The organism is Paenibacillus daejeonensis DSM 15491 (assembly GCF_000378385.1).
In the GTDB taxonomy this organism is placed as follows: Bacteria; Bacillota; Bacilli; order Paenibacillales; family Paenibacillaceae; genus Paenibacillus_D; species Paenibacillus_D daejeonensis.
Genome location: NZ_KB899659.1, coordinates 129218 through 142778 on the forward strand (window position 1 = coordinate 129218; position 13561 = coordinate 142778).

Here is a 13561-nt window from a genome sequence, read left to right on the forward strand (position 1 = left end):
ACATTTGAATTTCTCCCTCTTCTATGCTGTGCTATGCTAAGAGGAACCATGTATGAGCGAGGAGTTAACTTGGATGAAGCTGGACCGTTTATTGGCCATTGTCGTGCTCTTAATGAACAAACGGATGGTGCAGGCCAAGGAACTGGCCGACCTCTTCGAGGTCTCTGTTCGTACAATCTATCGTGATGTAGAAGCCATTGATCAAGCTGGCATTCCCATCGTCACCTATCAAGGTGCAGGAGGCGGCATCGGTATCGAAGAAGGCTACCGGCTGGATCGCAATCTCATGACCAATGATGAATATGCTGCCATTGCAACGGCCCTTCGGAGTGTCGCCACCACCTACGACGGGCACCGCAATCATATGCTCCTGGAGAAAATCAGCAGTATCATAGCTCCCGCCCGGATGGAGGAATTCCGGAACAAGAGCCATCATGTGTTAGTGGATTATTCACCTTGGGGGATGTCCGAACCGTTGGAGGCACGGCTGGAGGAGTTTCGTATAGCGATTGAAAAGCAGCGCGTGGTTTCATTTGCATACAGCAGCTCCCAAGGCGAAGTGACTTCCCGGTGCGTGGAACCCCATACCCTGCTCATGAAGGGAAGACAATGGTATGTGTACGCGTACTGCAAGACAAGAGAGGAGTTTCGCTTGTTCAAGCTGATGCGTATGAAGGAACTAACCATACAGAAAGCCACCTTCACCCGCCGTCCGCTCACCATCGGCGCACAGCCCTGGGATCAGGAGTGGAGCCGGGCGGATCATGTCATTTCACTGACCTTACGATTCCATACGAGGATCAGGCATTTGGTCGAGGAGCAGTTCGGAGCCGAAGTGTTGGTAGAAAATGTCCCGGGCAAGCTGGATGTGGCCGTCGCCTATCCCGAGGATCGCTGGCTCTATGGCTTCCTTCTCAGCTTCGGAGATAACGTCGAAGTGCTGCATCCTCCCCATCTGCGCGAGTTGATCCGCAGCCAGGCCGCTGCGATCACGCGAATATATGAATCATCGAATGGAAACATGACATGAGGTTGTCTAGTTCCCTGTTCTATACTGGGTCTATCCCAGATCAAGGAGTGATTCATAATGGAACAAACGCTATGGTGTCAGAGCTGCTCGATGCCACTCAACGACGAAGCCGTATGGGGAACAGAAGCTGATGGCACTAAGACAAGCGAGTATTGCGTGTATTGCTATCGGGATGGCGCCTTTATCCAGCCGGACATCACGATGGAGCAAATGCTGGAGAGCTGTGTCCCGCATCTGGTGAAGGATGGTCTGGAAGAGCAGCGTGCCCGGGAGATATTGCAAGGGGCGCTGCCCCATTTGCGGAGATGGTCATCCGGTTCGTCGGCCCCATTCTCGCCGGTGGTGCCTGAGCTCGTACAGTTGGGTCCAATGACGCTTGCAGGGCTGGCGGTGCGAACGAGCAATCAGGCCGAGCAGACCGCACAAGCCGCAATCCCGCAGCTATGGGCAAGCTATGAACAATCGGTACAGAAGCATATTACATCGCTGGAATCGGGGGTTGTCTATGGATGCTACACCGACTATGAGGACGGCATTGCTGGTGCATACACGGTGCTTGCTGGCCAACAAGTAGATGCCAATGCTCCAGTTCCTGCGGAGTGGTCCATTGTACAGCTTCCTGAATCCACTTACGCTGTGTTCACCTCAGCCCGAGGGCCGATAACGCGTGTGGTCATTGAGACCTGGCAGGCCATCTGGCGCTGGCAAACCGAAACGTCCTTCGTCCGCACGTATACCGGAGATTTTGAGCGTTATGATGACCGCTGCGTGAATGCCGAGGATGCGCAGGTCGATATCTATATTGCCATTGCCCCTGTTCCTTCGACTTAAATAATGAAACGAAAAAGGAGACCGATTTGGCCTCCTTCTTCGTTCGTTGTAACACATTATGAGCCCTGCTCTAAAAAAACAGCTATGCGTGAACGGATGGCGTCCCGAACCAACCGAAATTGGGCCATAATCTCTTCCTCGCTTCCTATTGCCTTAGCCGGATCATCGAACCCCCAATGCCATCGAACGGCTGCCTTATTAGGTACGTGCGGACAGTGCTCGTCGGCATGGCCGCAGAGCGTGATAATGTAATCAGCCCGGCTCAGCAGCGCTTCATCGATGACATCGGAGGTGTGCGCATCAATATTTACACCTGCCTCCTCCATCACCAGCGCTGCCCTCGGATTGAGACCATGAGCCTCCAACCCCGCACTTCGCACTTCATACTTGTCGCCGCCCATGGCGCGCATGAAACCGTCTGCCATCTGACTACGGCAAGAATTGCCTGTACACAAAAAATAGATCAATGGTTTTCCCATACCATTCCCGCCTTCCTTATTAATGAATAATCCACAGCCATAAGGCCAATCCGCCCAATGTGATGAGCAAGGTTGGTACCGTCAGAATGACCCCGACCCGGAAGTAATAACCCCACGTAATCTTGACCCCTTTGCGGGATAAGACATGCAGCCATAATAACGTCGCCAGAGAGCCGATCGGCGTAATCTTGGGCCCCAGATCAGACCCGACGACATTGGCGTAGATGAGTGCTTCCCGAATGATGCCATCCGTACCCGTACTCTGGATCGCCAGCGCGTTGATCATGACAGTTGGGAGGTTGTTCATAAAAGACACAACAGGGTCGCGATCAGACCCATCCCCATCGTGGCCACCAGCAGTCCATGGTCCGCGACTCGATCAATGAGCAGAGCCAGTTGGTCCGTCAGTCCGACATTTCTTAGCCCGTAGACAACCACATACATGCCAATGGAAAACACAACGATCGACCATGGTGCTTCCTTGATGACGCGTTTCGTCTCCACCGCCCGACTGCGGCGTGAGGCCAATACGAATAGAACTGCTACAATCATAGCCACAATTGAAACTGGCATATGTATGAATTCACTAACGAGGTATGCGACCATAAGCAGGGCCAATATGACCCAAGATAAACGGAACAGCCGAGGATCCTTGATGGCCTCACGAGGGGCTTGCAGTTGGCTGACATCGTAGTTTCTCGGGATCTGCTTGCGGAAGAACACAACCAACACAATAATACTGGCTGCCACGGAGAACAGGTTCGGTACAATCATGCGGCCAGCATACTCGAGAAAACCGATGCCGAAGTAATCGGCCGAGACAATGTTGACCAGGTTGCTGACGATAAGCGGCAGTGATCCGGTATCTGCAATGAACCCGCTGGCCATAATGTAGGGCAGAATCATCCGATCGTCCAGCTTCAACGCCCGGACCATAGACAGCACAATCGGCGTCAGGATAAGCGCAGCACCGTCATTGGCGAAGAAAGCCGAGACCAGCGCCCCTAGCAGGATGACATAGATAAACATACGCAAGCCATGACCACCAGCCAGACGTGCCATATGTAAAGCTGCCCACTCAAAAAAGCCGATCTCATCGAGGATCAGCGAGATCAGAATAATGGCGATAAAGGCCACCGTAGCATTCCAGACGATCAGCGTCACATCCTGAACATCCTGCAGATTAACGACGCCGAGTAAGAGTGCAAGCAAGGCACCTCCCGCTGCAGGCCAGCCAATGTTTAGCCCCTTGGGCTGCCAGATAACGACGACTAGCGTCGCAATGAATATAATGGATGCAATGATGACCATAAGTCCCTCCAGCTATAAATCTAGCAATCTACTTCATTCATTATACTCATATAATCATATAAGTAAATGATTATTTATTGGTCGCGGAATAGCCTTATTTTTCTGTAACGCCTGCTCACTCACATACCGAAATTTCTTCCTGTTGGTCCAACCATTCAATGCTTGATGCCTGTGAAGGAATACTCGTAAGAATTGCCTGAACATATGGTTTATCTTCCAGGTTGAGTGAATAGTAGGTCCATTTGCCTCTCCGGTCCTCATGAACCAAACCAAGCGCCTTCATCTTGCGCAGGTGCTGACTGATGCTGGGCTGCGACATGTTCAGAATATCGACGATGTTGCATACGCAGAGCTCCCGTTCTTTCAGCAGACCAACAATTCGCAGCCTTGTCTTGTCGCCGAGCAGCTTGAAGATGTCCGCCATTGTATCCAATGTATGCATGCACAGCGCCTCCTTTCCTTTCATCCTATTCAAAATTATAATCCGGACCTCCGAAAAAGTCGAACAGATTACGTTCGACCTTGCTCAGACCCATCATTTAACCGCGGATATGCTTGAGCATCACAAGGAGCCGATCCATACCGCGACGCAGACGATTACGATTGTCAGGCTGGAGCGTCAAGCCGCTCCGGCTTGCGATCTCCTCCACAACCTCACGGATATTCATTGTGTCCGTCATAATTTTTTCCTCTGTCAGCGTTTCGTTAAAGGCACGGATACAGCGGTCGATCTGGGCTCTGGGCCAGCTGTTGGCGCGCTCCAGCCGTTTGCTCAGCCGCCGGTTTAGCGTTTCTTTGCTCGCGTAGAGGATATAATGCCGGATGGGCGTCCCTTGTGCTGCAGCAGCGGCAGTTATTTCTTCATAATATTGGGCATTGGTTACGGTCATCGGGACAATCAGGATGCCCTCATATTCGCGAGCCATCCACCTCAACAATTCAGCATTGAAGCTCCGCCATTGATTATAGTGCTGAAAATCTGATTTGTGCGTCGAACGCGGCGTGTTCTTCCATATGAAATAGCCAATATTCTCAGGATCATACACATAGGAGTCTGGCAACCGTCGTTGCAGCTCATACGCAGTCGTCGTCTTCCCTGATCCGAAGGCTCCATTTAACCATATAATCATGACAAACCGCCCCCTCCCCCAATAGTCACCCTGTTATCGTCCTAGCCCAAGGCATGCAAGACATCCGAGATTTTGCGGCTGTGTGACAGAACCCCGTAGTTCATCCAGCTGAGAAAATCCACCTCATACACCTGCCCGCGCTGAACAGCAGGCAGACTGCGCCAGAGCTCCGTCTCCAGCAGCTCCCTGCCCTCCCCTTCCTCTTTGTCGAAGGTAATGAACAGATGGTCGGCATCCAGCTCCGCAAGCTGTTCGTTGGTAAGATCAACCCGGCGCTGCGTAGACGCCAATCGTTCCACAAGCATGGCTGGCTTCAGAGCCAAATCATCATATAGGACAGGGCCCGCATACCCTTGCGAGGGCCCGCCATACAGACATACACGCTGAGCGGAAATGCGCAGCAAAGCTACCGTCTGACCGGCTGTTCGCACACGAAGGTGATCGCGGGCACTATCAGCCTTCGCCTGATACTGCTGGATGACCCGCTCTGCCACATCACTCTTGCCGAACTGGTCTGCCATCATGTGCAAGGCTGCACGCCAATCCTCGCCATAGAACGGCATCCGCAAGGTCGGCGCCAACAGGGTACAGGCGTCCAGCCCCCAACGTTCTGCCCCTTCATCCAATACGATGAAATGCGGCGTCAGGTCCCTCAACTGCTCGGAGACAGCAGCATCGACCTTGTATTCCGAGACGCCCAGTAAGCCAAGATAGTCTTGCTTGCCCCATTTGGAATGCGACATCTGAGCAACCGGCTTAAGACCAAGCGCAACCAGATAGTCCTCCAGAAAGGGAGAGAATATGCGCGGGATCTCCCGGTGATTCCGACGGTATTGTCCAGGCGATACGCCAACGGTCTGTTTGAAGCGGCGGCCAAAATAATACTCATTGCTGAAGCCGACGTGCGCAGCAATTGCGTGCATGCTGTCCTTGCTAGAGCTCAGCAATTCCTTGGCTTGTCCAATGCGCAGGTTGTTCAGATAAACCAAAGGTAGCTGTCCTGTGGCTTCCTTGAACAAACGGGTGTAATGTGTGCGGCTGATTCCAGCCATTGACGCCAGTTCATCTACGGTCACCGGCTGGTCATAATGACGGTTAACGTAATCCAGACTGTCCTGGAACGCTTGGCGGCTACCCGACGCATTCAACTGCCCTTGATCTTCAAGCAAAAGCATGATCAACTCGCTGAACACCATCTGCCCCTTCAGCTGTTCATGCCAATCGGAGGACTCTCGCAAACGAACTAGCTCGGTCAACAGTTCGGAGCAGCGGGCAAATCGATGACATACAAGGGCTCCAGCAACAGGAAATGGGGGCAGTTCTTCAAGGTCTGTACTGATTGTATCAGCTGGAATGAGGGGAATAAAGAACAGCCTGTGAAAGGAAAGGCCTTCTGTTCCCACAGATAACCGGTAACTCTGCTTGGTGTTCATAATAAAACAGCTTCCTTTAGTCAAGGGCAGGTCCTGCTCACCATACTGTAGACGACCGCAACCAGCTGCCACGCTGATCAGCACATATGCTGCCCTGTTGCTCTGTCCAGTTTCAGAGTGAACCCTCTTACCGGACCATTCCGTATAATCAACGCCTGTCCATCCCCACCAGCGCATGGCTGCCTTGTTCTTTTGTCCCTGGTTGACCTGATTCATAGCTGTTCTCCTCTAGCTTCCCGGCGATAATTATTCTCACTTCGTAGTGTACAGCAAGCCTGAATACCCGACAATAGCCTAACTCGTGGAAAACGTTCAAAAAGCTCCAAAACGTGTATGTACACGTTCGGAGCTTTGAATTTATCGTTACTACTATTCCGTCATGACACGAAGCAGATCCTCTGCCTTAAGCAGATTCGCGGTCATGCCCCCGGATTGCCAATGGGTGCGACCCATAATATAGACGTGCTCGTTCTGGACAGCAGGAAGGGACTGCCAGAGCGGCTGATCCAGCCATTGTACCGCATCTTTGTTCGTCTCGTCTTCCCAGGAACCATCGGAAGGGAACAGGATAATGTGGTCTGCGTCCAAGTCGGCAATCGCCTCATCTGACAATACCTCCTGGAAGCCCTCCATATCTCTCGCCCAAGGATGCGGTGTTAATCCCATTTCATGATAGATGTTGCCCGTATAGCGATTGTTCATACCGAATAGCGCCAAGGTTTTATCGCCGACATTAAGCCGGACGACCGCCACCGTTTCCTCTCCTACCGCTTGCTGCAGCTGCTCCGAAGTTTCTTCCATCGTCCGTTTATAATCCGAGATCGCTGCACTGGCCTTCTCTGGTATGCCCAGCACGTCAGCGATTTGTGTCAGGATGGCCTCAGGCTCCAACAGAATGGCTTCAGGAAGCCGATAGGTTGGTGCGATTTTGGACAGTGTGGCATACGTGTCAGCGTCTATCGCGCCGTCCGCGATAATCAGGTCAGGTGCCAGCTCCAGCCACGCTTCCGGGGTACTGGTGGCATCGAATAAGGGCACATCCAAGTCGAGGTAATCCTGCTGCCCCCAGTTGGGATGATACCATTGCACCACAGGTTCAACACCAAGCATCGACAGGTAATCCTCCAGATATAGAGCAACGATTCGTTCCGGATGTGCAGGCACCTGTACCTCACCGAACTCATCCTGAAGAATTCGTACATCCTCCTTGCTTTCCGCCGCTGGTTCGGGCTGCTCCGCCTGTTCATTGGAGCTTGCAGCTGCTTGATTGTCCGCTGACTCTTCCGCAGGTTTACCCTCGTTTGTGCCGCAAGCTGCAGTCGTCAGGAGGATAAGGCTCATTGCCAAGATCAGACCTGCTTTTTTCTTCATCATGTTCTCCACCTCTACCTTATAGCTATAAAATACCGGTATGCCAAAAGATATTGATAATCATTCTCATACCATGTGATAGCATTATAGCAGACAGGATTCAGGTCTCACAATACACAAACGAAGCGCATTTCTTATACAAACGCAAAGCGCAATGAGACGAAGCAGTCCAAATCTTCAGTAAGACACCGAAGTCTGGACTGCCCCGTCGCATTTATTTTTCTGCGCAAATCATGAACATCGGCGTGGATCGGCTAAGTACCTGTTGGCGCTCACCCAGGACACGGGCATTCAGATCTTCCAGGACATGCACATGCCGGCAACCTAAGCTCTCCAGCACCTGGACATCCCATGCCGGCCGCCATTCATGCGTGAGTGGCAACAGCAGGCTCAACCGGTCCGTCTCTTGCGTATCCACATGATGCGGCGGTTCACCCCAGCCCCGGTTACGGTAGGCTTGCTGGTCCTCTTCATGGCGGCTCTTCATGTCCTCATCCCACAGATGGCGATTCCAATTGGCATCGAAAATCAGGAGACGTCCTTGCGGCTTGAGCACCCGCAGCCATTCCCGATAGACGCGTTCGGGCTCCGCCAGGCTCCATGTCACATTACGACAGACGATCAGATCGAAGCTGTCATCCGCGAAGTCCAGCTGATGATTGTCCATCTGTCGGAACGACGCTTCTACTCCTTCTCGTGCTGCATGCTCTCTGGCTTCACCCAGCATATGTGCTGCACAGTCGATCCCGGTCACGCGATGACCTGCGGAGGCTAAGATGACGGAGAAAAAACCTGGTCCACAGCCCGCATCCAGCACGTCTAGCTGTTTTCTTTGCGGGGCATGCTCCTGAATCAACGCCAGCCACGCCTTCCGCTCAAATCCGTCCAATTCTGCCCGGATGCCCTCGCTATATAACTCCGCTTCCCCTTCCCAATACGTCGCGACTTCTTCTTTCATACCCATGGACATTCACTCCTTCTCGTCTTTATCTTCGACTGGCGGTTTCACAGCCATAATCTTGAAACGGTTGGCATTCTGGTGACCATATTTAAGATAATGCATAGGCATTGCGCCAGCAGGCATAAACCCTCGTTGAATCTGGACCCCTCCAAAACCCGCGGCTGCCAGCGCTTGTTCATCGGCATCGGGACGCAGCACCTGGGTATAGGGCAGCTCTCGCAACAGCCCCTCGTCTTGCTTGCTGCGCCGCCGGATTCGCTTCTCTGTCACCAGAATCAATACCCATGAGAGTCCCTTCCATAACGTGCGAATCGGTGTCCGCCGATCCTGATACAGATAATTTCCATCAAAAATAATGAGCTTGCCGCCTGGCTTCAGGATTCGATGCCATTCGGCATAAGCTCGCTCTGGATCCGGCAGCGTCCAGACGACATCGCGACTGACGATGACATCGTAGCTGTTATCCGCTTCGCGGCTGAGATCCGCAGCATCACCGACATAAGCATGAACTGGACAACCATATTCGTGAAAATTAGACTGCGCGCGCTGAATCATCCCTTCGGAGGCATCCACTGCAGTCACCCGGTGCCCCATTCGGGAGAGGAGGATCGAGAAGAAGCCCGGACCCGTACCGACATCCATTACCTGCTGGCCTGTCCGATCACCGAGCTCTACAGCAAGAAGGCTCTGCCAGAAAGCGACGGTGCGTGGGCTGCCGAATTGATTGCGGATCACTTGATCATAACCTGCAGCACTCGATGTCCAATACGAAGAGATGGATTTCAGCATCATCAACGATCACCAACCTTCAGCTCTTGCCAGAGAATCGGACGGAAGGTGGAATGCCCGAAGGCAAAGTCTGATACCCGTTGGTTCACAGCGACGATCTCTTCCGGATAATACACTGCAGCGAACATCGCCTGCTCGTACATTCTCGCAAAGATCGCATCATACGTCGCCTGACGCTCCTCCAGATCCGTTGAGCCTACAGCGGTATCAATAAGCGCCTCCAGCTCCCTGTCAGACCAAGCGACGGCCGGCGTATCTGCCGTCTTGCGGAACAGGGATAGCAGAAACGAGTGCGGGTTATAGGCATCATCGTACGTGCGGTACAGGATCAAATCATATGCCTTGGTCGTCCATAACGCATCATAATAGCTATTAGGCTCCAGCATTTGCAGCTTCAAATCAATGCCAATCTCCTGCAGCTCATATTGCATGAGCTCGCCGATCGCTTTCCATTCCGGGAATTCGGCTTGCTGCAGAACCAGATTGAGTGTCAGCGGCTGACCGTCTTTCTCAACGACTCCATCCCCATCGGCGTCCGTATATCCGGCCTTAGCCAGCAACTGTCTCGCCTCCTCGGGATCGTACCCGTACCATTGCTGGTTGGTCTCCGTTACATAGGGGACGGTTAGCGGGAACAAGCCCTTTGCCTCATGTCCGACACCATCCATCAGATCCTCGACGATGCTTGCTTTATTAATCGCCAGATTAACAGCTTGTCTCACGTGGAGATCCTGCAAGGCAGTCACAGCGGGATTGAAGATCATAAAATGCGAATTGGTTCCTTCCGCGGACAGTAGCTCCAGAGCATCGTCTCCCTCTATCACCGGCAGACTCTCAACAGGCAGGCGGCCCAGCTGTGTACCGGCAATGTCCACCTCGCCGCTCTGCAATGCCATGACGCGGGACTGTGGATCTGGAATGACCTTCAAGACGATCCGGTCTACCTCAGGTGCCTCGCCCCAATAATGAGGATTGGGCACCAGGATGGTTTCGCGGTCACGCACATAGCTCTCGACCATCCAGGCTCCTGAACCCACGGCCTGAATAAACTCGCCATTCACATCCCCGGCAGGTTCAACAGCAGACGGACTGAGTATTCGGACGGGCCGTGCAAACGACAGCTCCGTCAAAAAAGGATAATAGGCTTTGTTAAACGTCATTGTGAAAGTATGCTCGTCCACTGCTTCGATGGCTTCCAATGCAGTTGCGATTTGAAGAGAGTTGGCCGGATCGTGAATCCAGCGTTCGAAGGAAAAGACAACCGCTTCGGCATTCAAGGCCAGGCCATCCGAGAATGTAACCCCTTGGCGCAAATGAAACGTATAGACTGTGCCATCTTCTGAGATTTCCCATGATTCAGCCAGGCCAGGCACAATTTCGCCTTTTTCTCCGTACTCCACCAGACTGTCGTAAATCATGGCCTGCACATGCATGGAACCGTTGTACGCCCCGGCATCCAATTGGTCGATACCTGCATCCGATGTCATGGCGACGGTGAGGGTTGTCTGTTCCGAAGATGCAGTCTCACTTGTTTCCTCAGGCCGAGTTGTGGCATTGCTGCATGCGCCAAGCACCAGCGCAATTGCTAATGTGAGTAGTACCCAAGCTAAAAATAAACGACGGGATCGGTTCAACATGTTGTTCATTGTACAGTAGGCTCCTCTATATGTGTTGTTCTTGGGCTAGTAATGGTTTGATTGCACCTGCAGTGGCGTCTTGCGCTGGGCAGGATGTTGGATTGGCACCGCTGCGAGTAATTGCCGAGTATACGGATGACTGGAATGCTTGAGCAGGTGCACACTGCTATATCGTTCTGCAATACGCCCGCGTTGCAGGACGGTCACACTGTCACAGAACCGCTGGACAAGCGAGAGATCATGACTGATGAACAGATAGGACAAGCCGAGCTGGTCCTTCAATTCCTGCAGCAGTGTCACCATTTGCTTGCGAATCGTTACATCCAGACTGGAAAATGGCTCATCGCAGACGATCAGCTCCGGGCGCAGTGCCAAAGCCCTGCCAATCCCTACGCGCTGCAGCTGACCGCCACTCAGCTCATGCGGATACTTGTGAGCTGTTGAAGCTGCCAGGCCAACTTGTTCGAGTACCTCTCTTATTCGCTGTGTTCGCATTTCAACAGAATCACAATCATAATTTCGCAAGGGCTCATCAATAATCTGTGCTACGGTGAACATCGGATTGAAGGCAGCATAGCTGTTTTGAAAAACCATCTGCAGCTTGCTCCGGATGCCGCGCATGTCCTTCATCCGCAGATCCGTATAGTCGATTCCCCGATATCGCACACGGCCGAACGTCGGTTTTTCCAGGCCAAGCAGCAGCCGTGCCAAGGTGCTCTTGCCACTCCCGCTTTCGCCGATCAATGCGGCGTTTTCACCCGGTGCAATCGATAGGGACACCCCGTCGATGGCGGTCAAGCCGGGCTCCCTGCCTGAGCGGCCAAGCCAGGAATGACGCGGATTGTAAACTTTGGACAGGCCGATCGCTTCCAACACCTTCAATTCCCCCTCCTTTGTCACCTGTCTTCTATGTAGCTGGGTCAGTCTACCGCTGTTGCTGCTGAGAGCAGCTCTTGCGTATACGCCTGAGCGGGGCGCTCGAATACGTTGTACACCGACCCGGACTCTACGATTCGGCCGTCCCGCATGACATAGACCTCATCAGCCAGCTCGGCGACAACGCCAAAATCGTGGGTAATCAACAGAATGCCAAGTCCCTCCTCATCCCTTAGCCGCCGCAGCTCGTCCAGAATTTGAGCCTGAACCGATACGTCGAGTGCGGTCGTAGGCTCATCGGCGATCAGTAATCTGGATTCCGAGGCCAGCGCTATAGCAATCATGACACGCTGGCACATCCCTCCACTAAGCTGGAATGGATACTGGTGATACAGCTTCTCGGAATTCTCCAAGCCCGCACGCTGCATGAGCTGAAGGGCCGATCGTCGTGCTGCCTGGCCTCGCAGCCCGCTATGCCGCTTAACCGACTCCAGAATCTGCTTGCCCACGGTCATTAAGGGGTTTAATGCATTCATCGGATCCTGAAAAATGACCGCCATCATTTTGCCCCGCAGCCGGGCATACTCTCGTTTCGAGCACCTACGCAAATTATGCTCACCCAGCCAGATCTCCCCTTGTTCTATGCGGCCACCATGACCGAGCAATCCAAGAATGGATAAGGCGGTGGCACTCTTGCCGCTGCCGCTTTCACCGATAAGAGCCACAATTTGACCTGCACGGACCTGAAGACTGACGTCATGTACGACAGTGACTGGTTGACCCTGCTGATGATAACTGATCTGCAAGCCATTGACGGTTAGTAAGGCTCTTCCCGGAGTCACTTGATTCTGACCTCCTCTCACCCGTTATTGGTTCTATGCCGCACGAGCATCCTTGCGCTGCTCACGCAGTCCTTCGCCCACCAGATTGAATCCCAGTACCGCAATCATGATCGCTATGCCGGGATAGAGCAGCAGTCTTGGCTCGGTCTGCATGTAGGGCCGGCTGTCGCTCAGCATGACTCCCCACTCCGGGACGGGCGGCTGCGCGCCAAGTCCCAGGAAGGACAAGCCTGCAATCGCCAGCAAGATCGTCCCGACCTCGACCGAAGCCAGCACGAGAATCGGCCGGGCGGCATTGCGCAGAATATGACGCACCATAATCGTTCCATGAGAACTGCCGGAGGCAATGGCCGCCTGGATATAGTCACGGCTTCTGATCTGCAGTACGACACTGCGAATGACCCGGGCGTAACCGGCCCACCATACCGCAGCGAATGACAGCAAGAGGTTGGGCATGCTAGGCCCAAGCATAGCGGTAATCGCTAGTGACAGGATCAGACTGGGAAAGGCCAACAAGACATCAATGAGCCGCATGATGGCTTGATCGATACGTCCACCTGCGTAGCCAGCAATCAGTCCGACGGGGATGCTAATGGCAAAGACAGACGCCAGGACTGCCAGTGTATAAAGAAGTGAAGTACGCGTGCCGTAAATGAGCCGCGACAACACGCACCTGCCCAGATGATCCGTACCCAGCGGATAACTCCAGGAGGGAAGCTCCAGCTTATGAGACATCTGAACGTGCAGCGGATCGGCCGGAGCGAGCCAGGGAGCGAACAAGGCAATCAGTCCATAGGCCAGGACGATGACTAAACCGAGCCGGATCCCGTAATTGTTTTTGATTCCAGACATGATGTACGTTCCCTTCAGT

General features: G+C 53.2%; 13 protein-coding genes and 1 pseudogene. 2 read left to right on the forward strand and 12 right to left on the reverse strand.

Annotated elements, in window-relative coordinates:
* Nucleotides 1-52: 52 nt before the first annotated feature.
* Nucleotides 53-1030: a helix-turn-helix transcriptional regulator gene (locus F556_RS0100595; RefSeq protein WP_020614930.1), complete on the forward strand. Its 978-nt coding sequence runs from the start codon at nucleotides 53-55 to the stop codon at nucleotides 1028-1030.
* 57 nt (nucleotides 1031-1087) lie between these two features.
* Nucleotides 1088-1861 carry an effector binding domain-containing protein gene (locus tag F556_RS0100600; protein ID WP_020614931.1) on the forward strand — a complete coding sequence of 258 codons (774 nt, stop codon included), beginning with the start codon at nucleotides 1088-1090 and terminating at the stop codon, nucleotides 1859-1861.
* Nucleotides 1862-1917: 56 nt separating this feature from the next.
* Here F556_RS0100600 and arsC read toward each other — a convergent pair whose 3' ends face one another.
* From arsC to nikC, 12 genes and pseudogenes are all read right to left on the reverse strand, one after another.
* On the reverse strand, nucleotides 1918-2340 hold the full coding sequence (gene arsC / locus F556_RS0100605; protein WP_020614932.1) for an arsenate reductase (thioredoxin): 423 nt from the start codon (nucleotides 2338-2340) through the stop codon (nucleotides 1918-1920).
* Nucleotides 2341-2359: 19 nt separating this feature from the next.
* A pseudogene (locus tag F556_RS32950) lies at nucleotides 2360-3651 on the reverse strand (arsenic transporter).
* A gap of 115 nt (nucleotides 3652-3766) precedes the next feature.
* Nucleotides 3767-4093, reverse strand: a complete 327-nt coding sequence (locus tag F556_RS0100615) for an ArsR/SmtB family transcription factor (protein WP_020614935.1) — start codon at nucleotides 4091-4093, stop codon at nucleotides 3767-3769.
* 97 nt (nucleotides 4094-4190) lie between these two features.
* Nucleotides 4191-4781, reverse strand: a complete 591-nt coding sequence (locus tag F556_RS0100620; RefSeq protein WP_020614936.1) for an AAA family ATPase — start codon at nucleotides 4779-4781, stop codon at nucleotides 4191-4193.
* 41 nt (nucleotides 4782-4822) lie between these two features.
* Entirely contained in the window at nucleotides 4823-6430 is a 1608-nt protein-coding gene (locus F556_RS32955) for an AraC family transcriptional regulator (RefSeq protein ID WP_020614937.1), read from the reverse strand.
* Between the two features lie 153 nt (nucleotides 6431-6583).
* On the reverse strand, nucleotides 6584-7585 hold the full coding sequence (locus F556_RS0100630) for an ABC transporter substrate-binding protein (RefSeq protein WP_020614938.1): 1002 nt from the start codon (nucleotides 7583-7585) through the stop codon (nucleotides 6584-6586).
* A gap of 214 nt (nucleotides 7586-7799) precedes the next feature.
* Entirely contained in the window at nucleotides 7800-8549 is a 750-nt protein-coding gene (locus tag F556_RS0100635) for a class I SAM-dependent methyltransferase (protein ID WP_020614939.1), read from the reverse strand.
* A 6-nt stretch (nucleotides 8550-8555) separates the two neighbouring features.
* The gene (locus F556_RS0100640) at nucleotides 8556-9335 is read right to left on the reverse strand and encodes a class I SAM-dependent methyltransferase (RefSeq protein ID WP_040715624.1); all 780 of its coding nucleotides are present in this window, start codon (nucleotides 9333-9335) and stop codon (nucleotides 8556-8558) included.
* Between the two features lie 2 nt (nucleotides 9336-9337).
* Nucleotides 9338-10981 carry a nickel ABC transporter substrate-binding protein gene (locus tag F556_RS0100645; RefSeq protein ID WP_020614941.1) on the reverse strand — a complete coding sequence of 548 codons (1644 nt, stop codon included), beginning with the start codon at nucleotides 10979-10981 and terminating at the stop codon, nucleotides 9338-9340.
* A gap of 36 nt (nucleotides 10982-11017) precedes the next feature.
* The gene (locus tag F556_RS0100650) at nucleotides 11018-11848 is read right to left on the reverse strand and encodes an ATP-binding cassette domain-containing protein (protein WP_245583022.1); all 831 of its coding nucleotides are present in this window, start codon (nucleotides 11846-11848) and stop codon (nucleotides 11018-11020) included.
* Between the two features lie 44 nt (nucleotides 11849-11892).
* Nucleotides 11893-12690, reverse strand: a complete 798-nt coding sequence (locus F556_RS32960) for an ATP-binding cassette domain-containing protein (RefSeq protein ID WP_020614943.1) — start codon at nucleotides 12688-12690, stop codon at nucleotides 11893-11895.
* A gap of 33 nt (nucleotides 12691-12723) precedes the next feature.
* A complete protein-coding gene (gene nikC, locus F556_RS0100660) occupies nucleotides 12724-13542 on the reverse strand; it encodes a nickel transporter permease (protein ID WP_020614944.1) in 819 nt (272 codons plus the stop codon).
* Between the last annotated feature and the right edge of the window lie 19 nt (nucleotides 13543-13561).